Annotated in this window: 24 protein-coding genes and 1 tRNA gene; 11 read left to right on the top strand and 14 right to left on the bottom strand. The window is 71.3% G+C overall.

Features of this window, described 5'->3' with window-relative positions; translation table 11 throughout:
- The 5 genes from GXW76_RS08880 to GXW76_RS08860 form a co-directional block, all read left to right on the top strand.
- Window positions 1-2,198, top strand: a 2,198-nt coding sequence (locus tag GXW76_RS08880) for a hybrid sensor histidine kinase/response regulator (RefSeq protein ID WP_246514042.1), incomplete at its 5' end; no start/stop codon positions are given.
- A 10-nt stretch (window positions 2,199-2,208) separates the two neighbouring features.
- The gene (locus tag GXW76_RS08875) at window positions 2,209-2,700 is read left to right on the top strand and encodes a chemotaxis protein CheW (protein WP_211861648.1); all 492 of its coding nucleotides are present in this window, start codon (window positions 2,209-2,211) and stop codon (window positions 2,698-2,700) included.
- A gap of 10 nt (window positions 2,701-2,710) precedes the next feature.
- Window positions 2,711-3,094 carry a response regulator gene (locus GXW76_RS08870; protein ID WP_211861647.1) on the top strand — a complete coding sequence of 128 codons (384 nt, stop codon included), beginning with the start codon at window positions 2,711-2,713 and terminating at the stop codon, window positions 3,092-3,094.
- On the top strand, window positions 3,091-4,179 hold the full coding sequence (gene cheB, locus GXW76_RS08865) for a chemotaxis-specific protein-glutamate methyltransferase CheB (RefSeq protein ID WP_246514041.1): 1,089 nt from the start codon (window positions 3,091-3,093) through the stop codon (window positions 4,177-4,179). The genes GXW76_RS08870 and cheB overlap by 4 nt, the downstream gene beginning before the upstream one ends.
- On the top strand, window positions 4,176-5,003 hold the full coding sequence (locus GXW76_RS08860; RefSeq protein WP_211861646.1) for a CheR family methyltransferase: 828 nt from the start codon (window positions 4,176-4,178) through the stop codon (window positions 5,001-5,003). Before cheB ends, GXW76_RS08860 begins: the two co-directional genes overlap by 4 nt.
- 76 nt (window positions 5,004-5,079) lie before the next feature.
- On the opposite strand, the gene ctrA is transcribed toward GXW76_RS08860, so the two are convergent.
- The 8 genes from ctrA to GXW76_RS08820 all read right to left on the bottom strand — a co-directional run bounded on the left by ctrA (window position 5,080) and on the right by GXW76_RS08820 (window position 12,149).
- Window positions 5,080-5,823: a response regulator transcription factor CtrA gene (ctrA, locus tag GXW76_RS08855; RefSeq protein WP_211861645.1), complete on the bottom strand. Its 744-nt coding sequence runs from the start codon at window positions 5,821-5,823 to the stop codon at window positions 5,080-5,082.
- Between the two features lie 142 nt (window positions 5,824-5,965).
- Window positions 5,966-6,856 carry an alpha/beta fold hydrolase gene (locus GXW76_RS08850; RefSeq protein WP_246514040.1) on the bottom strand — a complete coding sequence of 297 codons (891 nt, stop codon included), beginning with the start codon at window positions 6,854-6,856 and terminating at the stop codon, window positions 5,966-5,968.
- A gap of 32 nt (window positions 6,857-6,888) precedes the next feature.
- The gene (locus GXW76_RS08845) at window positions 6,889-7,797 is read right to left on the bottom strand and encodes a lipid A biosynthesis lauroyl acyltransferase (protein ID WP_211861644.1); all 909 of its coding nucleotides are present in this window, start codon (window positions 7,795-7,797) and stop codon (window positions 6,889-6,891) included.
- Complete coding sequence (locus GXW76_RS08840) at window positions 7,784-8,806, bottom strand: zinc-binding dehydrogenase (protein ID WP_211861643.1); 1,023 nt, start codon at window positions 8,804-8,806, stop codon at window positions 7,784-7,786. Before GXW76_RS08840 ends, GXW76_RS08845 begins: the two co-directional genes overlap by 14 nt.
- A gap of 154 nt (window positions 8,807-8,960) precedes the next feature.
- Window positions 8,961-10,226, bottom strand: a complete 1,266-nt coding sequence (locus GXW76_RS08835) for a beta-ketoacyl synthase N-terminal-like domain-containing protein (RefSeq protein WP_211861642.1) — start codon at window positions 10,224-10,226, stop codon at window positions 8,961-8,963.
- Window positions 10,223-11,398: a beta-ketoacyl-ACP synthase gene (locus tag GXW76_RS08830; protein WP_211861641.1), complete on the bottom strand. Its 1,176-nt coding sequence runs from the start codon at window positions 11,396-11,398 to the stop codon at window positions 10,223-10,225. The genes GXW76_RS08835 and GXW76_RS08830 overlap by 4 nt, the downstream gene beginning before the upstream one ends.
- Window positions 11,395-11,841 (bottom strand): 3-hydroxyacyl-ACP dehydratase FabZ family protein, encoded by a 447-nt coding sequence (locus tag GXW76_RS08825; protein WP_211861640.1) that lies wholly within the window; start codon window positions 11,839-11,841, stop codon window positions 11,395-11,397. Before GXW76_RS08825 ends, GXW76_RS08830 begins: the two co-directional genes overlap by 4 nt.
- Before the next feature lie 29 nt (window positions 11,842-11,870).
- Complete coding sequence (locus GXW76_RS08820; RefSeq protein WP_211861639.1) at window positions 11,871-12,149, bottom strand: acyl carrier protein; 279 nt, start codon at window positions 12,147-12,149, stop codon at window positions 11,871-11,873.
- Between the two features lie 235 nt (window positions 12,150-12,384).
- On the opposite strand from GXW76_RS08820, the gene GXW76_RS08815 reads away from it, so the two are divergent.
- Complete coding sequence (locus GXW76_RS08815) at window positions 12,385-12,783, top strand: VOC family protein (RefSeq protein WP_211861638.1); 399 nt, start codon at window positions 12,385-12,387, stop codon at window positions 12,781-12,783.
- A gap of 23 nt (window positions 12,784-12,806) precedes the next feature.
- Here GXW76_RS08815 and GXW76_RS08810 read toward each other — a convergent pair.
- The 3 genes from GXW76_RS08810 to GXW76_RS08800 form a co-directional block, all read right to left on the bottom strand.
- Window positions 12,807-12,892: transfer RNA gene (locus GXW76_RS08810), tRNA-Leu, on the bottom strand.
- Window positions 12,893-12,960: 68 nt separating this feature from the next.
- Window positions 12,961-13,347, bottom strand: a complete 387-nt coding sequence (locus GXW76_RS08805) for a cupin domain-containing protein (protein ID WP_211861637.1) — start codon at window positions 13,345-13,347, stop codon at window positions 12,961-12,963.
- Window positions 13,348-13,429: 82 nt separating this feature from the next.
- A complete protein-coding gene (locus GXW76_RS08800; protein WP_211861636.1) occupies window positions 13,430-14,056 on the bottom strand; it encodes a glutathione S-transferase family protein in 627 nt (208 codons plus the stop codon).
- A gap of 91 nt (window positions 14,057-14,147) precedes the next feature.
- On the opposite strand from GXW76_RS08800, the gene GXW76_RS08795 reads away from it, so the two are divergent.
- The 3 genes from GXW76_RS08795 to GXW76_RS08785 are packed head-to-tail and all read left to right on the top strand — an operon-like array spanning window position 14,148 to window position 16,361.
- Entirely contained in the window at window positions 14,148-14,627 is a 480-nt protein-coding gene (locus GXW76_RS08795) for a disulfide bond formation protein B (protein ID WP_211861635.1), read from the top strand.
- Window positions 14,624-15,178, top strand: a complete 555-nt coding sequence (locus GXW76_RS08790) for a demethoxyubiquinone hydroxylase family protein (protein ID WP_246514039.1) — start codon at window positions 14,624-14,626, stop codon at window positions 15,176-15,178. Before GXW76_RS08795 ends, GXW76_RS08790 begins: the two co-directional genes overlap by 4 nt.
- Before the next feature lie 55 nt (window positions 15,179-15,233).
- Complete coding sequence (locus GXW76_RS08785) at window positions 15,234-16,361, top strand: 2OG-Fe(II) oxygenase (RefSeq protein ID WP_211861634.1); 1,128 nt, start codon at window positions 15,234-15,236, stop codon at window positions 16,359-16,361.
- Window positions 16,362-16,368: 7 nt separating this feature from the next.
- Here the strand turns inward: GXW76_RS08785 and GXW76_RS08780 are convergent, their stop codons facing one another.
- Window positions 16,369-16,944 carry an HNH endonuclease gene (locus GXW76_RS08780; protein WP_211861633.1) on the bottom strand — a complete coding sequence of 192 codons (576 nt, stop codon included), beginning with the start codon at window positions 16,942-16,944 and terminating at the stop codon, window positions 16,369-16,371.
- A gap of 162 nt (window positions 16,945-17,106) precedes the next feature.
- Window positions 17,107-17,766 (bottom strand): alpha/beta hydrolase, encoded by a 660-nt coding sequence (locus tag GXW76_RS08775; RefSeq protein ID WP_211861632.1) that lies wholly within the window; start codon window positions 17,764-17,766, stop codon window positions 17,107-17,109.
- A 51-nt stretch (window positions 17,767-17,817) separates the two neighbouring features.
- Here GXW76_RS08775 and gluQRS point away from each other — a divergent pair, with 51 nt between their 5' ends.
- Complete coding sequence (gene gluQRS / locus GXW76_RS08770) at window positions 17,818-18,675, top strand: tRNA glutamyl-Q(34) synthetase GluQRS (RefSeq protein WP_211861631.1); 858 nt, start codon at window positions 17,818-17,820, stop codon at window positions 18,673-18,675.
- Between the two features lie 135 nt (window positions 18,676-18,810).
- Here the strand turns inward: gluQRS and GXW76_RS08765 are convergent, their stop codons facing one another.
- Window positions 18,811-20,664, bottom strand: a complete 1,854-nt coding sequence (locus GXW76_RS08765) for a bifunctional sugar phosphate isomerase/epimerase/4-hydroxyphenylpyruvate dioxygenase family protein (RefSeq protein ID WP_211861630.1) — start codon at window positions 20,662-20,664, stop codon at window positions 18,811-18,813.
- A 484-nt stretch (window positions 20,665-21,148) separates the two neighbouring features.
- Between GXW76_RS08765 and GXW76_RS08760 the strand changes: the two genes are divergently transcribed.
- Window positions 21,149-22,036, top strand: coding sequence for a shikimate dehydrogenase (locus tag GXW76_RS08760; RefSeq protein ID WP_211861629.1), 888 nt, complete (start codon window positions 21,149-21,151; stop codon window positions 22,034-22,036).

Raw genomic sequence — 22,036 nt, 5'->3', positions numbered from 1 at the left:
AGGGCGCGGCGGGCCTGCCCGCCACCCTTCCGGCCGCCGATGCCGTGCCGGAAGGCGCCGGCGGCATCGCCGCGCCGCAGACCATCCGCGTCTCGGTCGATGTGCTCGAGGACCTGATGATGCTGGTCAGCGAACTCGTGCTGACCCGCAACCAGTTGCTGCAGCTCGCCCGCGCCAACCAGTCCGACGCCTTCACCGTGCCTCTGCAGCGGCTGAGCCACATCACCTCCGACCTGCAGGAGGGGGTGATGAAGACGCGCATGCAGCCCATCGGCAATGCCTGGGCCAAGCTGCCGCGGCTGGTGCGCGACGTGGCGCATGAACTGGGCAAGAAGATCGATCTCGACATGCGCGGCGCGCAGACGGAACTCGACCGGCAGGTGCTGGAACTGATCCGCGACCCGCTGACGCACATGGTGCGCAATTCGGGCGACCACGGGCTGGAAACGCCCGAACAGCGCCGCGCCGCGGGCAAGCCCGAGACCGGGCGCATCACGCTGAACGCCTATCACGAAGGCGGGCACATCATCATCGAGATCGGCGACGACGGGCGCGGCCTGCCGGTCGGGAAGATCCGCGCAAAGGCCTTGGCGAACGGATTGGCGACCGAGGCGGAACTCGCGCAGATGCACGAGCGCGAGATCCTGCGCTTCATCTTCGCGCCGGGCTTCTCCACTGCGCAGCAGGTCACGTCCGTGTCCGGCCGCGGCGTCGGCATGGACGTGGTGAAGACCAACATCGAGAAGATCGGCGGCACGGTCGAACTGGTCTCCCGCGAAGGGCGCGGGACCACCTTCACCATCAAGATCCCGCTGACGCTCGCCATCGTCTCGGCGCTGATCGTCGAAGCGGGTGGCGAACGCTTCGCCCTGCCGCAGATCGGCGTGGTGGAATTGGTGCGCGTCGCCGCTGGCGGCGCTCGATCGGGCGCCGCTGGCGGCGCACAGTCAGACGCCGCTGGCGGCGCCCGATCAGGCGAAGCCCGCGGTGGGCAGGACGGCGCGCCGCGCATCGAGCGCATCAAGGACGCCGCCGTGCTGCGCCTGCGCGACCGGCTGCTGCCGCTGGTGTCGCTCGCCGGGCTGTTGCGCCTCGCGCCACCGGAGGAAGCGGTGCAGGACGGCTTCGTCGCGGTGATGCAGGTGGGTGGGCAGGCCTTCGGCATCATCCTCGACCGCGTCTTCGACACCGAGGAGATCGTGGTGAAGCCGGTGGCGCCGATCCTGCGCCACGTCACGATGTTCAGCGGCAATACCATCCTCGGCGATGGCAGCGTCATCATGATCCTCGACCCCAACGGGATCGCCCGCGCGACCGGCGTGGGGGCCGACGCGCCGGCCGAGCAGAAGCGCCGTGCCGCCGCCTCGGCCGCGCTGCGGTCGGACCAGCGCAGTTCGCTGCTGCTGTTTCGCGCCGGGGACCGGACGCCGAAGGCGGTGCCGCTCGGCCTGGTCGCGCGGCTGGAGGACATCCCCGCCGAGCGCATCGAGATGTCGGGCGCGACCCCGGTGGTGCAGTACCGCGGCGGGCTGATGCCGCTGGTGCCGGTCTCCCCCGGCTGGGTGCGCCCCGAGGGCGCGGCGCGCCAGGCGGTGCTGGTCTTCACCGAGAACGACCGCGCCATGGGTTTGTTGGTCGATGAGATCCTCGACGTGATCGAGGAACGGCTCGACATCCAGCCCGGCTCCGGCCACCCCGGCTACATCGGCAGCGCGGTGGTGGCGGGCCGCGTGACGCAGGTGATCGACACCGCCCATTGGCTGTCCCGGGCCGGCGACGACTGGTTCCGTCAGGCGCGCCCCACCGCGACCGGGGCGGCGCGGCCGCGCCTGCTGCTGGTGGAGGACAGCGCCTTCTTCCGCCATCTGGTGGTGCCGGCGCTCGCCGCCGAGGGCTACGAGGTGGCCGCCGTGGACACCCCGGTCGCCGCGCTGCGCCTGCGTGAGGACGGGGTGGAGTTCGATGCCGTCGTCTCGGACATCGAGATGCCGGAGATGGACGGCCTCGCCTTCGCCCGCGCGCTGCGCGCCGGCGGCGCCTGGGCGGAGGTGCCGCTGATCGCGCTCTCCTCCCGCGCCGAGCCGATGGACGTCACCCGCGGGCGGGAAGCCGGCTTCACCGACTACGTCGCGAAATACGACCGCGAGGCCCTGGTGCAGTCGCTGCGCGACTGCCTCGGCGCGCCGCTCGCGGCCTGAGGAGGACCCGATGCACGATCCCGCCGCGTCCTCCGCCGCTTCCCCCCGTGGCGGGCCGCCGCCAGGCGACGCCGAACGCGAGGCCGAGGTCTTCCTGACGCTGACCGTCGCCGGCCAGGGCTGCGCCGTGCCCGTGCTGCTCGTGCGCGACGTGCTCGGGCCGCAACCCATCACGCGCATTCCGCTCGCCCCGCCCGAGATCGCGGGCAGCCTGAACCTGCGCGGCCGCATCGTGACCGCGGTGGACCTGCGCCGGCGGCTCGGCCTGCCGCCGCGCGAGCCCGGCGCGGCGCCGATGAGCGTCGTCGTCGAGCAGGCCGCCGAACTCTATTCCCTGCAGGTGGACGAGGTGGGGGAGGTGATGCCGCTGCCCGCCGCGGGCTTCGAGCCCAATCCGCCGACGCTCGACGCCGACTGGCGGGAGGTCTCGCGCGGCGTGCACCGGCAGGAGGACCGCCTGCTGATCGCGCTCGACGTCGATCGCGTGCTGGCGATCGGGTGAGGGGGGCATCATGGCGCAACGGACCTGCCTGGTGGTCGATGACAGCCTGGTCGTGCGCAAGGCCGCGCGGCGCATCATCGAGGGCTTCGGCTTCAGCGTGCGGGAGGCGAAGGACGGGCAGGAGGCGCTCGACGCCTGCCGCGAATCCCTGCCCGACGGCGTGCTGCTCGACTGGAACATGCCGGTGATGGACGGCATGACCTTCCTGCGCGCGGCGCGCGCGGAATTCGGGCCAGACCGGCCGCGCGTGGTGGTCTGCACGACCGAGGCGGAGCTCGCGCGCATCATCCAGGCGCTGGAGGCCGGCGCCCAGGAATACGTGATGAAGCCCTTCGACGCGGACATCATCCGCGACAAGTTCTCCCAGGCCGGCCTGATCGAGGACGCCGCATGACCCTGCCGTCTCCGGCGACGGAAGACGTGCGGGTGATGCTGTGCGACGACAGCGCCACCACCCGCGCCATCCTCGCCCGCATCCTGGATGGCGAGCCGGGCATCCGGGTGGTGCACCGCGCCGGTGACGGGCGGGCGGCGCTCGATGCGCTGCCGGTCGTGCGGCCGGACGTGGTGCTGCTCGACCTCGAGATGCCGGTGATGGACGGCATGACGGCGCTGCCGCTGATCCTGAAGGCGGCGCCGCGCACGGCGGTGATCGTGGCGAGCGCGCTGACCCAGCGCGGCGCCAGGGCGGCGATCGCGGCGCTGGCGGCCGGGGCCTCGGACTATGTGCCGAAGCCGCAGGGCGCCGCGGGCGGCGCCGCGGATCCCGGGTTCCGCGCGGAACTGGTCGCCAAGGTCCGCGGCTGGGCGCGGATGAAGCGGCAGGATCCGGCTTCCGTCGCGCGGCGCGTGGTGCCGCCGCCTCCATCGCGTGCCGTTCCGGCCGGGCCGCGCCTGCGTCCGGCCCTGGTTGCCATCGGCAGTTCGACCGGCGGGCCGCAGGCCCTCGCCACCCTGGTCCGGCGCCTGCCGCGCCTGCCGGTGCCGGTGGTGCTGGCGCAGCACATGCCGGCCGGCTTCACCACCATGCTGGCCGAGCACCTGGATCGGCTCGGGCCCAACCGCTGCGCCGAGGCCACGGACGGGGAACCGCTGGTCGCCGGCCGCATCCACGTGGCACCCGGCGACCGGCATCTGCTCGTGGAAGCGACGGCGGCTGGGTTGCGCGCGCGGCTGACCACCGACCCGCCCGAGAATTTCTGTCGTCCCGCCGTGGACCCGATGCTGCGCAGCGCCGCGCGCGCCTGCGGCGGCAAGGTCCTGGCCGTGATCCTGACCGGCATGGGCCATGACGGGCTGGAAGGCTGCCGCGCGGTCGCCGCCGCCGGCGGCACGGTGCTGGCGCAGGACGAGGCGAGTTCCGTCGTCTGGGGCATGCCCGGCGCCGTGGCGCGCGCCGGCCTGCCGGCGCTGCTGGCGCCGCCCGAGGCGCTGGCCGAACGCATCGCCGCGCTCGCGGCCGAGAGGATCACAGTATGACGCCCGAGAGCTTCTCCTTCCTCGCCGGGCTGGTGAAGGCGCGTTCCGGCATCGTGCTGACCGCGGACAGGGGCTACATGCTGGAAACGCGGCTCGGCCCGATGCTGCGGCGGGAAGGCATTGCGGGCCTCGACGCGCTGGCGCTGCGGCTGCGCTCCCCGCGGGAGGAGGCGCTGGTGGCCGAGATGGTCGAGGCCCTGACCACCAACGAAAGTTCCTTCTTCCGCGACGGCAAGCCCTTCGAGCACCTGCGCCGGCTGTTGCCGCGCCTCGCCGCCGCGCGCCCGGCCGGGCAGCCGCTGCGCATCTGGTCGGCGGCCTGCTCCTCGGGGCAGGAGGCGTATTCCGCCGCCATGGTCGTGGCCGAACTCGGTGCGGCACTTGGCGGGCGTCGGGTCGAGATCCTGGGTACCGACATCTCGCGCGAGATGCTCGAGCGTGCGAGGGAAGGCATCTTCACCCAGTTCGAGGTGCAGCGCGGCCTGCCCGTGCAGATGCTGGTGAAGCATGTCCGGCAGGAGGGCACGCGCTGGCGCGTGGCGCCGGAGCTGCGCGCGATGACGCGCTGGCAGTTCTTCAACCTGCTGGACGATGCGCGCGCGCTCGGCCGCTTCGACGTGATCTTCTGCCGCAACGTGCTGATCTATTTCGACGCGCCGACCAAGTCGCGTGTGCTGGCCATGCTCGCCGCGATGGTGGCGGCGGATGGCGCGGTCCATCTCGGCGGGGCGGAGACGGTGCTCGGCCTGACCGACCGCCTGGTTCCGGCGGCGGGGGAACGCGGTGTCTATGAGCCGGCGCAGCCCGCGGCGCGGGCGGGCTGAGGTGGCCCCTGGCGTGATGGCCGCATCGCGTCCGGCGCTGCCGGGCCGTGGGGGCCCGGCGCGGGTCGCGCGGTCTTCAGGCTGCGCGTACGTCCATGGCGGCGGGTTGGCCCGGGTCGGCGGGCTGCCAGGCCGCGCCGCGCCCGGCGGCCGGGTCCCGCAGGACGTAGCCGCGGCCCCAGACGGTGCCGATCAGGTCCGTCGCGCCGGCCTGGGCCAGCTTCTTGCGCAGCTTGCAGATGAAGACGTCGATGATCTTCACCTCGGGCTCGTCGATGCCGCCGTAGAGGTGGTTCAGGAACGCCTCCTTGGTCATCACCACGCCCTTGCGGAGGGCGAGGAGTTCCAGGATCGCGTATTCCTTGCCGGTCAGGTGGACGGTGCGGCCTTCCACGGTGACCTCGCGCGAGCCGAGGTTCAGGTTGAGCGGTCCCACCTGCAGCGTCGGCTGGCTGAAGCCCTTGGCGCGGCGGACGATGGCCTGGATGCGGGCGACCAGTTCGTGCTGGTCGAAGGGCTTGGTGATGAAGTCGTCCGCGCCCATGCCGAAGACCTTCACCTTGGTCTGCGGGCGGGAAATGCCCGAGAGGATCAGCACCGGCGTCTCGATGCGGGCGGCGCGCAGGCGGCGGACCACCTCGGAGCCGTCGATGTCCGGCAGCATCAGGTCGAGGATGACGATGTCGTAGTCGTAGAGGCGGGCGAGCTCCACGGCCTCTTCGCCGGTGTCCGCCGTGTCGACGATCATCGTCGCCTGCTTGAGCATCAGAGCGATGCCGCGAGCAGTTGTGAGATCATCCTCGACTAATAAGACGCGCATTTTGGTGTCTCCTCACGCTACAGGCGAAAGTTACCACCTATGCGTGTATATTCAAGCCGATTTTCACCAAATGTTCGCACTAAGAATGCGAATCGGCGGAATTTTCGATACAAAAATCAACCGATGAGACATATTTGCACGGTCAGCGTGCGGCGAGGCTTCGCAGATATGCAATCCAGGGTTGCGGACCCTCCCGTGGAAGGAAATGGCCCGCGCCCGGGACCACGTCGCGCCGGAACGGGCCTGTGAACCAGCGCGCGCAGCCTTCGGTGTTGGCCGGCGGGTCCACGCCATCCTCCGCGCCATGCAGGACGACGGCCGGCACGGTGATCGGCGGTCGGGCCGCAAGCCGGTCCTCGATGCCCTGCAGCGCCGGGTCGCCGGGTGCGGCGCGGTGCCGGTGGCGATAGGACTGCACCACCGTCGCGACGAAGTCCGGATTGTCCCAGGCGGCGGCGGTCGCCGCGAACTCCGCCTCGGTGAAATGCCAGGACGGCGACCACATCCGCCACAGCAGGCGGCAGAAGGCACGGCGGTCCTGCTCGAGCGCGGCGACCCCGCGATCCGTGTGCAGGTACCACTGGTACCAGTAGCGGGCTTCCTGTTCCGGCGGCGCCGGGCGGGCCGATCCCGCGATGTCCTGGATGTTGTAGCCGTTCGCCGAGACCAGGCCGTGCACCCGATCCGGCCACAACGCCGCGACGATGCACGCCGCCCGCCCGCCCCAGTCATAGCCGGCCAGCAGCGCGCGCCCGATCCCGAGCGCATCCATCAGCGCCAGCAGGTCCACCCCGAGCGCCGCCTGCTGGCCGGAGCGCGGCGTCGCCGCGTCGCGATACCGTGTCGGCCCGTAGCCGCGCAGATAGGGCACGACGACGCGGAATCCGTGCTCCGCCAGGGGTCGCGCCACCCCGTCCCAGGCGCGGACGTCGTCGGGGAAGCCGTGCAGCAGGACGACTGCCTGGCCGCCCTCGGGACCGTGCAGTTCCACCGCGACGTCGAGCGCCCCGGCAGTGACCATGATGTGCGGCATGCGCGCCCCTCCTTGCTACGGGGCGCGATCCTCTACCGCCAGCGCCGGTGCATCCAGAGCCACTGGCCGGGATATTCCCGCACCCAGCCGGCGATGACGTCGTTCATCGCCTGGGTCGCAGCCGCCACGTCGATCAGCCCTTCCGCGTCGCGGGGCAGGGCGATCTCCTCGGTGAGGTCCAGGCGGAAGCGGCCATCGGGCAGGCGGATGGCGCGCGCGCCGTGCACCGGGCAATCGTAGCGCCGCGCCAGTTGCGCCATCAGCGGGTTGGCATGGGCCGGGCGGCCGAGGAACTCGATGCGCGGCCCGCGCCCGAAGCGCTGGTCGACCAGCATGCCTATGTGCTTCCCGCGCTCGAGCGCCTTGGCCAGCTTGAAGGGTGCCGACATGCCGGCGGCGACCAGCGTGCCCATGCTGTCGCGGCGCAGGCGCAGGATCTCCTTCGCCACCGCCGGGCTGTTGGGCGTGCGGTAGAGAACCGCGCTGTCGATGCCGTGCTTCGCCGCGGCGATCGCCGGCAGTTCCCAGTTCGCCAGGTGGGCGGAGAATACGATCGCCGGCTTGCCGTCCTCGCGCAGGCGTTCGTAGAGCGCGACGGTTTCAGGCGTCGCGGTGATGCGCCCCGATTCAGGATGCGTCGGGTCGAAGTCCCAGATGCGATCCATGTGGACGTATTCGCAGGCGACGCGGCCGAGATTGTCCCACGCCTCGCGCAGGATGGCGGCGCGCTCGGCCTCGGTCTTCTCGGGGAAGGCGGCGGCGATGTTGTCCCGCGCAATGCGGTTCGCCGAGGTCAGCGGCCCGAGGTTGCGCGTGAGGAACGCGCCGATGCGCGGCCCGGCATCCGGCCCCAGAACGCGCAGCAGCGCGAAGACCGCCCGGACGAGCAGCCCGAACAGTCTGTCCGCGATGCGCCAGAGGCGGTACTTAAAGCGTAACAACGATCTTCCCGAAGACGCGGCGGCTTTCCAGCCGGTCGAGCCCTTCCGTGAAGCGTTCCACCGGCAGCACCGTGTCCAGCACCGGCAGGATGCCGCGCGCCATCTTCGCGTAGCCGTCCGCGATGTTGCGCATCGAGGCGCCGAAGGACCCGAAGATGTGCAGTTGCCGCTGGAACAGCATCATCAGGTTGGTCTCGGCCGAGACGCCGGAGGTGGACCCGCAGGTCACCAGCCGCCCGCCCATGCGCAGCGACAGCAGGCTGCCCGCCCAGGTCGAGGCGCCGACATGCTCGAACACCACATCCACGCCGACCTTGTTGGTGGCGCGCCGCGCCACGGTCGGGAAGTTCTGCGTCGAGTAGTTCACCACGACATCGGCGCCGAGCGCCTTGGCCTTCGCGCATTTCTCGTCGTCGCCGGCGGTGGCGATGACGGTGCAGCCCATGTCCTTGGCGATCTTCACCGCCACCGTGCCGATGCCCGATCCCGCGGCGTGCACCAGGATCGTCTCGCCTGGTTCCAGCTTCGCGTTGTCGAACAGCATGTGCTCGACGGTGGAGAAGGTGATCGGCCCGCAGGCCGCGTCCTCCCACGAGATTCCCTCCGGCACGCGCACCATCAGGCGGGCTTCCTGGTTCACCAGCTCGCAGGCGAAGCCGCCGACGTGGAAGCCCTTCACGCCGCGGACGTCTTCACACAGGTTGTCCTGGCCCGCTAGGCAGCGCCGGCACTTGCCGCAGGTCAGCGCACCATAGGGGGCGGCGCGGTCGCCGACCTTCCAGTTGGTCACGCCCTCGCCGACGGCGACGACCTCGCCCACGGCCTCGGCGCCGACGATCAGCGGCATCTCGCGCTTGGCGAAGGCCATGCCACGGAAGCCCCAGACGTCGATGTGGTTCAGTGCGACGGCATGGATGCGCAGCGTCACCTCGCCGGGGCCGGGCGGCGGGGGCGGGGCGACCTCCTCGAGGCGCAGGTCGCGGTCGGCATGCAGGCGAAGGGCACGCATCGGGGAACTCTCCTGAACTCGGGGGGAGAAGAGAACTTCTCCCCCCGAACCCCCCTCAACCTTCTTTGCGATTCCGCCCACGGCGAGGGCCAGGAAATCAAAGAAGGGAGGGGGTTCGGGGGAGGTTCATCCTCCCCCGACCTTCAAACGTAACTCAGGGCGCCGCGCTCACCACGAGGCACACATTCTGCCCGCCGAACCCGAAGGAGTTCGACAGCACATGCCGCAGCCCGGACACTTTCCGCGCCACGTTCGGCACGACGTCCAGCGTGATCGCCGGGTCCGGCTCGTTGTGGTTGATCGTCGGCGGCAGGATCTGGTCGCGGATCGTCAGCAGGGACAGAGCCGCCTCGATCGCGCCAGCGGCCGACAGCGTGTGCCCGATCATCGACTTGTTGGAGGAGATCGGCGGCGGCGCGTCACCGAAGACGGCGCGCATGCCGAGCGTCTCCATCTTGTCGTTCTCCGGCGTGCCGGTGCCGTGCGCGTTCACGTAGCCGATATCGGACGGCTGCAGCCCCGCATCGTCGATGGCGTTGCGCATGGCGCCGATGATGGCGTGCCCGTCCGGGTTCGAGCGCGTGCGATGGAAGGAATCCGCGGCCTCCCCGCAACCCGAGACGATGCCGAGGATGGTCGCCCCACGCTTCGTCGCGTGCTCCAGGCTTTCGAGGATCAGCGCGGCGGCGCCTTCGCTCATCACGAAGCCGTCACGCGTCTTCTCGAAGGGGCGGGAGGCACCTTCGGGATTGTCGTTCCGCGCGGTCAGGGCGGAGAGCAGGGAGAAGCGGATCACCGCCTCCTGCTGCACCGAACCATCGGCGCCGAGGGCGATCGCCGCATCGGATTCGCCGCGCTGGATCGCCTCGACCGCCATCTGGATGGCGGAGGCGCCGGTGGCGCAGGCGGTGGTCAGCGCGATCGGCGCGCCCTGCGTGCCGAACTTCGCCGCCAGCCGCTCTCCGACGCCGCCGAAGAGGAAGGTCTCGTAGATGTCGGTGCGGCCGGTCGCGACGCGCGTGATCGCCGGATAGGCGCCGCTGCCATTCGCCTGGCGGGCGAGCTCGAAGCGCTGCAGCCATTCCAGTTCGACCGGCGGCATGCCGACCATCAGCGGGCCGGGGAAGGCGCCCGGTTCGCCGAGTGCGGCCTGGCCCAAGGCTTCCTCGACTGCCACCTCGGCCATGCGCTCGACGCGGACGGCGGCGGAGACGGGCTCGGCGCCCGCGGCTTCCTCCGGCAGTTCCACGGTGCCGGCGATGGTCGTGCGCAGCTTGTCCACCGGGAAGCGGCGGATGCGGGAGATGCCGGACTTGCCGGCGGTGATCGCCGCCCAGTTCGCTTCCCGCCCCCAGGCGAGGGGCGTGACGAGCCCGATGCCGGTGACGGCGACGAGCGGGCGCCCGAGATGGTCCTTCATGCCGCGCGCTCCAGAAGGGCGAGGGCCTCCCCGCGCCACTGGCCGAAGCCGGTGACGAGAATGCGTTCCACCGCGCCATTGCCGGCATCGGCGGGATCCATGGCGGGGAAGAAGCCGCCGCGCGCGAGCGCGAGCGCGCCCAGCGCGACATTGGCCGGGAAGGTGGCCTCGACACCGTGGCCGATCAGCGTGCCGGTGCGGCGCACCGCGGCCGCGCCGAGGCCGTTCAGGAAGGCGTCTTCCTCGGTCCGCGCCTCGGCCACGCCGGTCATGCCCGACAGCACGCCGAGGCCCTGCGCCGGCGCGCCGAGCTTCCGCCACAGCGCCTGCGCCGCCGCGGCCGAACCGCCCGCGCGCTTGTGCGCCGCATCGGTGGCGACGCCGGCCAACTTCGCGAGCGGCGTCGCGCCGCGCGCAGCCGCATGTTCAGCCGTTTCAAGCACCAGGAAGGCGCCGAGCGCGCCCCCGACGAAGCCACCCTTCTCGCCGCGCGCGGAAACCGGCGCGAAGCCACCGCGCCACAGCGCATCCCCCGCGCCGTAGAGCAGCATCAGGTCCCAGCGCTGCGACGCATAGGCGCCGCCCACCAGCGCGATGCCGCCCCGCCCTTCGGACAGGCGCGCGGCAGCGATGCGCACCGCGTCGGCGGCGGCCGATTCCTCGCCCATGAAGGTGCGGGAGGACCCCGTCACGCCATGCACGATCGAGATATTGCCGGCGAGCAGGTTGGAAAGCTGCGCGAGGAAGAGCGTCGGGCGCAATTCGGTGGCAAGCTTCTCGTTCAGCGCCGGGCCGACTTCATCCGCGGGCGTGGTGCAGAAGGCGGTGGCCACCGCCTCGTCCACCGCGATGTCGCGTTCACCGCCGCCGGCGGCGACGATGAGGTGCATGTCGGAGACGAGGCCGCGCGCGCCGGCATTGTCGATGGCGAGACCCGCGGCATAGGTGCCCAGGCGCTGCCAGGGCTCCATCTGCCGCTGGTCGCCCTTCTTCGGGATCTGCGCGTCGAGCGAGAGCGGCGGCAGCGGATGGACCGGGTAGGGGGCGAAGCTCGCCTCGTCCACCACGGGCTTCGCGCCGGGCTTCGACAGCACCTCCCAATGCGCATCCGGCCCTTCCCCGAGCGAGGAGACGAGGCCGATGCCGGTGATGACGACGTCCTTGCGGATCATGCGAGGCCTAGCTCCTTCCCACGGTTCCGCATGGCGGCCGCGAGTTCGGGTGCGGGGAAGTCCATGATGCGCAGGGTCAGCTCGGCATCGCAGATGCGCTTGCCGGCGGCCTCGATGCGCGCCTGGGTCACGGCGTAGCCCGAGCCGTCATGGATGCGCTTCGCATGCACCGTGACGGGCGTGGACGGCCCGACGAAGGAGCGGAACTTCGCTTCCTTCACGCCCATCAGGAAGGGCATGCGCTCGAAGTCCATCAGCTTCAGCAGCAGCCAGCCGGAGGCCTGGGCCATGGTCTCGACAAGGAGCACGCCCGGCATCAGCGGATAGCCGGGGAAGTGCCCCTCGAAGACCGGGGAGGCGTCGGGGATGGTGCTTTCCACGACAATGGCCTCGCCGTCGAGCGAGGCCACGCGGTCCACCATCTGGAAGTATTCGAGTCGCAACGCGGGGTCTCCCCGGCCGAGGCGCGGCCTCAGCCCTTGGCGGCGACCAGCTCGTCGATGCGGGCGGCCAGGTTCTTCATGACGAAGTACTGCTCGGCGGGGGCGTTGCCGGCGTTGACTTCCTGGGTCCAGGCCTCGACCGGCACCTTGATGCCGAAGGCCTTGTCGATGGCGAAGACGATGTCGAGGAAGTCCAGGCTGTCGATGCCGAGGTCGTTGATGACGTGGCTGTCAGGCAGGATCTTCTCGCGCGGGACTTCGCTGTTCTCGGCGATGATGTCGGCGATGCGGTCGAAGGACGAGGCCATGGGTGGCCCTCCGTGGGCAGGACTGGGTTCGGAAGGGGATCGGGGGGCGTCTTTGGCGCGAAAGGGGGCGAAACGCAAGATTCGGCACCCCGGCAGGTGGGGCCCCCGGCGCGCTGACGCAACCGTGTGGGGGTAACACTTCACTATTCGGTTGACTATTCCGCGCGTGGAGCGCGGACTGCCGCCGCCGGGCCGGCGGGCCCGGCGCCACCCCAACCGGGAGCATCCGACGCCCATGACTCCCTACCTGCATTTCGACGGCACCTGCGAGGAGGCCTTCGGCTTCTATGCCAAGGTCCTGGGTGGCGAGATCCTCGTGATGATGCGGCACGAGGGCACGCCCGCCGCCGAGCACGTGCCACCCGAATGGCGCGGCAAGATCATCCACGCCCGGCTGAAGGCCGGGGAACACGTGATGATGGGCTCCGACGCCCCGCCGGGCCATTTCGCGCCGATGAAGGGGTTCAGCGTCTCGGTGCACCCTGAGACGGGCGCCGAGGGCAAGCGGATCTTCGATGCGCTGGCCGAGGGCGGGTCCGTGCAGATGCCCTTCCAGCCGACCTTCTGGTCCACCCAGGGCTTCGGCATGTGCACCGACCGCTTCGGTGTGCCCTGGATGGTGAACTGCCCATGAGCGCCGCCGCTGAGCAGGAAAACTGGTGCGGGTGGTCGGTTTCGAACCGACACTCCGTTGCCGGAAACGGATTTTGAGTCCGTCGCGTCTACCGTTCCGCCACACCCGCAGGGAGGCAGCGAGCCGCCTCTCCGAATCCTCATAGCGCAGCTTTTGCGCCGTGGCAGCCCCGCGGCGCTATTCCGCCGCCGGCGCCGGCACGTCCGCGGTGGCGAATTCGCACGGCCCGACGATCTCGAGCAGTTCGAGGTCCTCGGAATGCGCGATTTCCCGGTGCCGGACCAGGGGCGGCTGGTAGCAGGAATCGCCGGCGCGGAACTCCTTCACGCCGATATCCTCGTACTCGAAGCGCACCCAGCCCTTCAGCACGAAGAACATCTGGAACTTCAGGTCGTGGGTGTGCCACTGCCCCGTGGCGTGCTCGCCCGGGATGGCGCGGATCACATGCGCCCCGAATTCCCCGTTGGTCGCCTTCTGGATGCCGAGGTCCCGGTATTCGAAGAAGGCCCGCAGCCCGCGCTCGAACTGTGCGTCGTTTGCGTGGCTCGTCGTGGTGTTGGTCATCGTTTCCTCCGGTCCTGTCCGCCTGCGAGGGCGGAGTCGCAAAGAAGGGAGGGGGTGTGGGGGAGGTTCTCCTCCCCCGCCCTTACTCCAGCGGCAGCGCCACGTGCTGCACGAATCCCGGCCGGGTCTTCAGCGTTTCATAATACGCCGCGAGGTTCGGCAGGTCCGGCCGTTCGATCGGCAGCACGTGCCAGCGGTGCACCCAGCAGCCGAGCGCGATGTCGGCCAACGTGAGGTCATTTCCGCACAGGAAGCGCTGCCCCGCGAGCCTGGAATCCACGATCTTCCAAAGCCGTCCGCAATCCTCGCGCGCCTTGCCTTCGGCCTTCCAGTCGCGGTCCGGTTCGGGGATGCGGACATGGGTGAAGAAGATCGTGACCATCGGCGCCGTGACGTGGCCGAGTTGCCAGTCCATCCAGGTCTCGACCGCCGCCCGTGCCCGCGGCGCCTGCGGGTAGAGCGGGCTGTCCGGCGCGTGCTCGTTGCAGAGGTAGCGGCAGATCGTGTTGCTCTCCCAGGCCGACCAGCCGTCCTCCTCCTGGAGGGTGGGGACCAGGCCCATGGGATTCATGGCGCGGTATTCCGGGTCCTTGGTGCGCCCGAAGGCGCCGCCGGCGTCGATGCGGTCGTAGGGCAGGCCCAGCTCATCGAGCGTCCAGAGCACCTTCATCACGTTGCTCGAACTCGCTCGGCCCCACAGCTTGCGCATCGCGTCCCTCCCGCGGTTACGGAGGGAGGCTAGGCGTGGCCCGGCCGACGGTCCAGTTGCGCCGGAGCGGCGGGCGCGCGACATGGGGGCCATGCCCTCGGCCATCCTGATCCTCCTGCTGTCCGTCGCGGCGCCGATCTTCGCCATCGGGAGCGAGATCTGGTGGGGCCTCGCGCCCTGTGCGCTCTGCCTGTGGCAACGCTGGCCCTATTGGGTGGCCGCGGGGCTGGCGGCGATCGGCGTGGTGGTGCCCGGGCGGGCGCGGTCCGTGTTGCTGGTCCTGGCCGGGCTCGGTGCCTTCGCCTCGGCCGCGATCGGCGGCTTCCATGTCGGCGTCGAGCAGGGGTGGTGGCCGTCCCCGCTGCCGGGCTGCGCGGCACCGACCGCGGGCGGCGCCGCGAGTATCGACGACATGATGCGCAGCCTGGCCGCGGCGCCGAACAAGCCCTGCGACGCCGCCACCTACCTGATCCCGGGGCTGCCGCTTTCCATGGCGGCGATGAACCTCATCTATGGGCTGGGCCTCGGCGCGCTGGCGCTGGTCCTGGCCCGCCGAGGAGCGAGAGCATGACGCGCATGACCGGCGAGAACCGCCTGCCCGGCGACCCCACCCCGCGCCAGGTGGTGGAACGCGCCATCCGCGTGGACCACGCCGGCGAATACGGCGCGAAGCGCATCTACGAGGGCCAGCTCGCCGTGCTTGGCCGTACGAAGTGGCGGGCGACGATCGAACACATGAAGGAGCAGGAGCAGGTCCACCTCGACACCTTCTCCCGCCTGATCGGGGAGCGCCGCGTGCGCCCCACCGCGCTGCTGCCCATCTGGCACGTCGCGGGCTTCGCGCTGGGCGCGGCGACGGCGCTGCTCGGCCACCGCGGCGCCATGGCGTGCACCGTGGCGGTGGAGGAAGCGATCGACGAGCACTACCGCGCGCAGGAAGACGTGCTCGGCGAGGACGAGGCCGAACTCAAGGGGCATATCGAGACGTTCCGCGCCGAGGAGCTCGAGCACCGCGACATCGGCCTGGAGAACGAGGCCGAACTGGCGCCTGCCTACCGGCTGCTCTCCGCGGCCATCAAGGCCGGATGCAAGGTGGCGATCCGGCTCAGCGAAAGGGTCTGAACGGGCCGGGGCGCCGTTTGCCGGATGGATAGGATTCAATTGTAGCGTCCGGCAAATGAGGATCAACGCCGGCGACCCCTTGCCCTGGTTCACCCTGCCGTCCACGGACAATCCCCGCTACGCCTTCCATTCGGTGGCGGGGCGCTACGTCCTGCTGGGCTTCCTCGGTTCCGCGGCGCGGCCCGAGGCACAGGCGGCGCTTGCCGCGGTCACCGCCGCGCGTGACCTGTTCGACGACGAGCGCGCCTGCTTCTTCGGCATCAGCGTCGATCCGGCCGACCGCGACCAGGGCCGGGTCCAGGCCATGCTGCCGGGCATCCGCTTCCTCTTCGACCTCGACGGCGCGGTGGCGCGGGAGACCGGGATCATCCGCCAGGATCCCGCCGCGCCGGACGGGCCGGAAACCTTCGCCGCCGCCTGGGTGCTGGTCGATCCCATGCTGCGCGTCGTCGAGGTGCGCCCGCTGCGCGAGGCCGAGGCGATCCTCGCCCGCCTGCGCGCCCTGCCGCCGCCCGAGGTGCATGCCGGCACCGAGATCCCGCCCCCGGTCCTGGTGCTGCCCCGGATCTTCGAGCCCGCACTCTGCCGCGCGCTGATCGACTACTACGAGGAGCGGGGCGGCGAGCCCTCCGGCTTCATGCGGGAGGTGGATGGCAAGACGGTCGGCGTCTTCGACCCGGCGGTGAAGCGCCGGCGCGACTGCACCATCGAGGACGAGACGCTGCGCGGCGCCGCGCGCGCGCGCATCCTGCGCCGCATCGTGCCGGAACTGCGCAAGGTCCACCATTTCCAGGCGACGCGCATGGAGCGCTACATCGTCGCCTGCTACGACGCGGATGAACGCGGCCATTTCGCCGCGCACCGCGACAACACCACCGCCGGCACCGCGCATCGCCGCTTCGCCGTGACCATCAACCTGAACGCCGAGGAATTCGAGGGCGGCGAATTGCTCTTCCCCGAATACGGACGTCGTTCCTGGCGGGCGCCGACGGGGGGCGCGGTGGTGTTCTCCTGCTCCCTGCTGCACCAGGCGCTGCCGGTCACGGCCGGGCGGCGCTACGCCTTCCTGCCCTTCCTCTACGACGAGGCGGCGGCACGGGTGCGGGAGGCGAACAACGAGCGGCTGGGCGAGGGGATCGGCGCCTACCAGGCCAGGCCCTCGCCGCGGGCCGTGGCGCAGTGAGCCGGCGTCACCCTTCCAGTTCGCTGTCCCAGTAGAGGTAGTCGCGCCAGGAAACGTGCAGGTAGTTGGGCGGGAAGCCGCGCCCGTTCTCCTGCAATTCCCAGGAGGTCGGCTGGCGCGGTTCCTGCCGCGGCAGCATGCGGCATTCCCGCGGCAGGTGGCTGCCCTTGCGCAGGTTGCACGGCCCGCAGGCGGTGACGACGTTCTCCCAGGAGGTCCGCCCCCCGCGCGAGCGCGGGATGACGTGGTCGAAGGTCAGTTCGTGGGTCGGGCGGCCCTTGCCGCAGTACTGGCACTCGAAGTGGTCGCGCAGGAAGACGTTGAAGCGCGTGAAGGCCGGGCGGCGCGCCGCGGGGATGTATTCCTTCAGCGCGATGACGGAAGGCAGGCGCAGCGCCAGGGAAGGCGAATGCACCTCCACCTCGTATTCGCTGAGCACTGAGACGCGATCGAGGAAGACCGCCTTGACCGCGTCCTGCCACGCCCAGACCGAGAGCGGGAAATAGGACAATGGCCGGAAATCCGCGTTCAGCACGAGCGCAGGGTAGGATTGGGCACCGGTGAACTGACTGCCGTCTGGCAAGCGCCGCTCCTTCCAGCAGAGCGCCACCTAGACCTTGGGGCCCGAACCAGCGGAAAGGCCCAAGATATAGTGGCGCCGCCGCGTGTGCTGCGCATCATTGGCACGCGCGAAACGGAGCCGCAACCCTTGCCGCGCGTTGGGTCGCGAGGTTTCAACGGCTTGTCACGCGGCGTCGAGCACGCCCCGCAGCACTTCCGCCCCCGCCGCAAGCCCGACCTCGTCCAGCCCATGCCCCAGCCCGGGGCGGTAGACCGCGCGCACCGGCACCCCTGCCGCGGCGAGGGCCGATTCCGCGGCGCGGGAGGCGGCGGCGGGCACCACCTCGTCATCCTCCCCATGGACCAGCAGCACGGGCGGGCGGGCGGCCAGGGTATCGGCGAGCGTCTCCGCCCCGATCAAGCCGCCGGAATAGGCAAGCACGCAGGCCGGATCCGCCACCGCGCCGCGCAGCCCGGCCTCGAGCACCGTCATCGCGCCCTGGCTGAATCCCATCAGCGCGACGCGGCCGGGCGGCAGCGCCAGACGGGCCGATTCCGCCGCGACGAAGCCGCCCAGCGCCGCCGCCGCGGCCTGCACCCCGGCGGCGAGCTGCGCCTGCGAGCGGTCCCAGAGCGGGAACCATTGCCGGCCGAAGGGGATGCCCTCGCAGGCCTGGGGCGCATGCGGCGCAACGAAAAGGGCGCCCGGCACTGCCTGCGCCCACATCGCGGCGAGGTCGATCAGGTCGTTCCCGTCGGCGCCGAAGCCGTGCACCAGCACGACCAGCGCGTCGGGCGCCGCCCCGGTCGCAGGCCCGAAGCGCGGCCCGTCCAGCATGTCCATGCGCGATCCCCCTTGCGATGCGGCGCCCCCGCCCGCTACCGGGCGGGGAGCATGGGCGCAACCACCATCGTCACCCGCTTCGCGCCGAGCCCCACGGGGCACCTTCATCTCGGCCACGCGCATTCGGCAATCTTCGCCTGGCGGAAGGCACGCGAGGCCGCCGGCCGCTTCCTGCTGCGCATCGAGGACATCGACCCGGTCCGCTGCCGCCCGGACTTCGCCGCGGCGATCCTCGAGGACCTGGCCTGGCTCGGCCTCGACTGGGACGGCGAGGTGCGGGTGCAGTCGGCGCACCTGCCCGACTACCGCGCGGCGCTGGATGCGCTGTCGGCGCGTGGCCTGCTCTATCCGTGCTTCTGCACGCGCGCGGACATCGCGCGGGAGATCGCGGCGAGCGCATCCGCGCCGCACGGGCCGGATGGGCCGCTCTATCCCGGCACCTGCCGCCGGCTGTCCGCCGGCGAGCGCGCGGCGCGGATCGCGCGCGGGGAACCGCATGCGCTGCGCCTCGACATGGCGGCGGCGCTGGCGACGCTGGGCGGGCCGTTGACGTTTCACGAGGAAGGGGAAGGCCGGCTGCGCTGCGACCCGGCGCAGTTCGGCGATGCGGTGCTGGCGCGGAAGGACGTGCCGGCCTCCTACCATCTCTGCGTCACCCATGACGACGCGCTGCAGGGCGTGACGCTGGTGACGCGCGGGGAGGACCTCAAGCCTGCCACCGACCTGCATCGCCTGCTGCAGCACCTGATGGGGTGGCCGGAGCCGCGCTACGCGCATCACGGGCTGCTGACCGACGCCTCGGGCCGGCGTCTCGCGAAGCGCGACCGCGCCGCGACGCTGCGGGAGATGCGCGCGGCCGGGACCACCCCGCAGGAAGCACGGCGCATGGCGGGATTTCCCGAGGCCTGATCGCGCCCGCGCTCATGCGCCCGGCATCATTGCCAGGCGATGGGCACGCGGGGCTGGTGGGGCGGCCGCGTGCAATGCACACGCGATACGGGCGGCGGGACCTTCGCCCACGGGCGGAAATCCCTCCTGCCCGCATCAATGCCCCGTCCGCTGCCGCCGCTGCGCCGCCATGCGGACCGCGGCATTGGCCGCGCCGAAGCCGGCATAGCCGCCGCGCCGCTCGACGATCTCGAAGAAGAAGCGGTCGTCGAAGGCGTGGGTATAGGCATGGAGGAAATCGCCGGCTTCGTCCCGGTCGAACAGCAATTGGCGCGCCTTCAGCGCCTCCGTCATCATGCCCTCGAGGCCGAAGCGCGCCTCCAGGTCCTCGTAGTAGTTCGATGGGATGTCGAGCAGCGGCGCCCGGGCGCCGATCGCCGCGGCGGCCGAGGCGGCGGCGTCGGGACTGGCGAAGGCGACATGGTGGACGCCGGCGCCGGCGAAGGCGGTGACGAAGCGGCCCGTCCCGGTCCGGCTGCTCTCGGAGACGTTGAGCGGCAGGCGCACGCCGCCCTCGCTCGTGAAGGCGCGGCTGTGCACCAGGCCGTAGGGGTCGGGCAGGTCCCACGGCGCCGCCGCCGTCAGGCCGAAGACCGCGCGGTAGAACAGGGCGAAGCTGTCCATCAGGCCCGGCGCGAGCGCCTGCGCGACATGGTCGATGCCGAGGAAGTCGCCGCTCGCGCCCTTCGACGGCTCCAGGTGAAAATCGGCTTCCCAGTGCGGCGCCCCGCCTTCCTCCGGAGCCTGCACCAGGTAGATCAGCGTGCCGTCCGGGGCGCGGAGCGCGGGGATGCGGCGCTCGCCCTCGCCGATGCGCTCGTGCCAGACGGGGCAGAGCAGCGCCTCGGCGCGGGCCACGGTGCGGGCGGCATCGTCCACGCGCAGGGCCATGGCGCAGACGCAGGGGCCGACCATCTCGAAGCGTTCGGAGGCGGCGCTGTCCGGTTCGGCGTTCAACACGATGTTCGCCCCGCCCTGGCGCCAGAGCTCGACCGCCTTGGAGCGATGCAAACCGGCGCGACGGAAGCCCAGCCTCGCGATGAAGTCGGCGAGCTGCGCCCGCGCCGCCTCGTCCACCGCGAACTCGATGAACGCGACGCCGTCCAGCCGCGGCAGGGCGGGGAGGGAGGCGGCGCCGGCCTGCTCGTCCAGCCAGATCAGGCTGCGGTGCCCGTCGCGCGCGATGCGGCGGGCGGGCGCGGTGCGGAACTCGTCGTTGAATACTTCGAGCGAGAGCGGGCCGGCATAGCCCGCGGCGAGCACCTCGCGCAGGAAGGCCGGGACGGGCAACTCGCCCTGGCCGGGGAAGCTGCGGAAATGGCGGCTCCAGGAGAGCGGGTCCATCGAGAGGCGCGGCGCGTCGGCGAGCTGGACGAAGAACAGCTTCTCCGCCGGCACCGTCGCCGAGAGCCCCGCGAGGTCATCGCCGAGCGCCAGCGTATGGAAGCTGTCGAGGATGAGGCCGAGGGCGGGATGGTCGGCCTGGCGCACGATGTCCCAGGCCTGTCGCCATCGGTTGACGTGCCGGCCCCAGGCGAGTGCCTCGTAGCCCACGCGCAGGCCGCGGCGGGCGGCGCGTTCGGCCATTTCCCGCAGGTCGGCCGCGGCGCGTTCGGGCTCCGGCAGCGCGGCGGCCTGGGTGTTGCTGCAGACGAGGATCATCTCCGCGCCCAGCGCCTGCATGGTGTCGAACTTGCGCTCGGCACGGTCGAGGTTGCGGGCGCGCTGCGGGTCGGGCATCGCCTCGAAGTCGCGGAAGGGCTGGAAGAGCGAGATGCCGAGCCCGAGATCGGCGGCGAGCCGGCCCGCCTCGGCGGCCGAGCCTTCGAAGGTCAGCAGGTCGTTCTCGAAGATCTCGACCTCGTCGAAGCCGGCGGAGGCCGCGGCCTCCAGCTTGTCGGGCAGGGTGCCGGACAGGCAGACGGTGGCGATCGACCGCTTCGGGGCCATGGCTCTGTCCTCCGGATGTCGAAGAAGACCGTCTCGCCCTCGCCCCGCAGGCGGATGTCGAGGACGCGGGTGGGCGGGCCGCCGTGCGCCTCGTGCCGCGCGATCGGCATCTTCCGTCGCGCCGGTCGGCCGATGATGTGGCGCGCCGGATCGGCGGCGTCATCGACAGCGACGTTGACGGCGCGCGCCGGCGGGAACAGTCGCTTCGGCATGCAAGCGGCGAAGCCGGTCGATCCGCCTGGAAGCCGGGAAACCTGCATGGCGATGGGGCGGTTGCACGGAAATCCGACCTGCAAGGCGGACCGGAGCTGCGGGGCACCCGGGCCGACGCGGCGGCGAGCCATCGTCGTCATGTCGCTCCCTCCGTTCCATTCCGGCCACGGGGCGTGGCCTTCGGCCGTCCGTCGACATGCATTGACGTGTACGTACTGGATAGTACAAAACGCCCGCAAGCGGAAAATCCGACCTCCCCGGGAGAAGCGCCATGACCGACTGGAGCGCGCGGCCTTCCTTCCTCGCCGGCCTGATCGGCGCGGGCATCCAGGCCTCCCTGACCCCGGCGATGCACGAGCGCGAAGGCGCCGAGCAGGGGCTGCGCCTGGTCTACCGGCTGATCGACCTCGACGGCCTGGGCCTTGGGGCCGACGCCTTGCCCGAATTGCTGAAGGCGGCGGAGTGGATGGGCTTCGGCGGGCTCAACATCACCTATCCCTGCAAGCAGGCCGTGATTCCGCTGCTGGATGACCTGTCCGAGGACGCGCGCGCGCTCGGCGCGGTGAACACCGTGGTCCTGCGCGAGGGCCGGCGCGTCGGGCACAACACGGACCGCACCGGCTTCGCCGAGGGCTTCCGGCGGGGGCTGCCGCAGGCGCCGCGCGGACGCGTCGTGCAACTCGGAGCCGGCGGGGCGGGGTCGGCCGTGGCCCACGCCCTGCTGCAGGAGGGCGTGCAGCGTCTGATTATCTCCGACCTCGATGCGTCGCGTGCCGCGGCGCTGGCCGAGGGTCTCTGCGCCCGCTTCGGCGCCGGGCGCGCGGAGGCCTGCACCGACCTGCCGGCGGCCATGGCGCTGGCCGACGGGCTGGTGAATTGTTCCCCGGTCGGCATGGCGAAGCTGCCGGGCATGCCGCTTCCCGCCGGACTGCTGCGCTCCGCGCTCTGGGTCGCGGAGATCGTCTACTTCCCGATCGAGACCGAGTTGCTGCGCGCCGCGCGCGCCCTCGGCTGCCGGACGCTGGACGGCGGCGGCATGGCGGTGTTCCAGGCGGTGGGCGCCTTCCGCCACTTCACTGGAATCGCGCCCGATGCGGGGCGCATGCTGCGCCACTTCGGCGAACTCGTGGCCGGCGACCCGGCGATGCGCGCGGCCTGA

It is taken from the genome of Neoroseomonas soli, assembly GCF_018129065.1.
Classification (GTDB): domain Bacteria; phylum Pseudomonadota; class Alphaproteobacteria; order Acetobacterales; family Acetobacteraceae; genus Neoroseomonas; species Neoroseomonas soli.
The sequence above is the reverse complement of the archived record's forward strand: the minus strand, read 5'-3'. Positions and strand labels throughout refer to the sequence as shown.

Coding starts and splice junctions, on each gene's coding strand:
- GXW76_RS08875 (WP_211861648.1), top strand. CDS start 2,209: ATGCACGATCCCGCCGCGTCCTCCGCCGCTTCCCCCCGTGGCGGGCCG.
- GXW76_RS08835 (WP_211861642.1), bottom strand. CDS start 10,226: ATGAAGGACCATCTCGGGCGCCCGCTCGTCGCCGTCACCGGCATCGGG.
- GXW76_RS08790 (WP_246514039.1), top strand. CDS start 14,624: ATGACGCGCATGACCGGCGAGAACCGCCTGCCCGGCGACCCCACCCCG.
- ctrA (WP_211861645.1), bottom strand. CDS start 5,823: ATGCGCGTCTTATTAGTCGAGGATGATCTCACAACTGCTCGCGGCATC.
- GXW76_RS08815 (WP_211861638.1), top strand. CDS start 12,385: ATGACTCCCTACCTGCATTTCGACGGCACCTGCGAGGAGGCCTTCGGC.
- GXW76_RS08805 (WP_211861637.1), bottom strand. CDS start 13,347: ATGACCAACACCACGACGAGCCACGCAAACGACGCACAGTTCGAGCGC.
- GXW76_RS08800 (WP_211861636.1), bottom strand. CDS start 14,056: ATGCGCAAGCTGTGGGGCCGAGCGAGTTCGAGCAACGTGATGAAGGTG.
- GXW76_RS08775 (WP_211861632.1), bottom strand. CDS start 17,766: ATGGACATGCTGGACGGGCCGCGCTTCGGGCCTGCGACCGGGGCGGCG.
- cheB (WP_246514041.1), top strand. CDS start 3,091: ATGACCCTGCCGTCTCCGGCGACGGAAGACGTGCGGGTGATGCTGTGC.
- gluQRS (WP_211861631.1), top strand. CDS start 17,818: ATGGGCGCAACCACCATCGTCACCCGCTTCGCGCCGAGCCCCACGGGG.
- GXW76_RS08830 (WP_211861641.1), bottom strand. CDS start 11,398: ATGATCCGCAAGGACGTCGTCATCACCGGCATCGGCCTCGTCTCCTCG.
- GXW76_RS08765 (WP_211861630.1), bottom strand. CDS start 20,664: ATGGCCCCGAAGCGGTCGATCGCCACCGTCTGCCTGTCCGGCACCCTG.
- GXW76_RS08850 (WP_246514040.1), bottom strand. CDS start 6,856: ATGCCGCACATCATGGTCACTGCCGGGGCGCTCGACGTCGCGGTGGAA.
- GXW76_RS08860 (WP_211861646.1), top strand. CDS start 4,176: ATGACGCCCGAGAGCTTCTCCTTCCTCGCCGGGCTGGTGAAGGCGCGT.
- GXW76_RS08840 (WP_211861643.1), bottom strand. CDS start 8,806: ATGCGTGCCCTTCGCCTGCATGCCGACCGCGACCTGCGCCTCGAGGAG.
- GXW76_RS08820 (WP_211861639.1), bottom strand. CDS start 12,149: ATGGCCTCGTCCTTCGACCGCATCGCCGACATCATCGCCGAGAACAGC.
- GXW76_RS08760 (WP_211861629.1), top strand. CDS start 21,149: ATGACCGACTGGAGCGCGCGGCCTTCCTTCCTCGCCGGCCTGATCGGC.
- GXW76_RS08785 (WP_211861634.1), top strand. CDS start 15,234: ATGAGGATCAACGCCGGCGACCCCTTGCCCTGGTTCACCCTGCCGTCC.
- GXW76_RS08870 (WP_211861647.1), top strand. CDS start 2,711: ATGGCGCAACGGACCTGCCTGGTGGTCGATGACAGCCTGGTCGTGCGC.
- GXW76_RS08795 (WP_211861635.1), top strand. CDS start 14,148: ATGCCCTCGGCCATCCTGATCCTCCTGCTGTCCGTCGCGGCGCCGATC.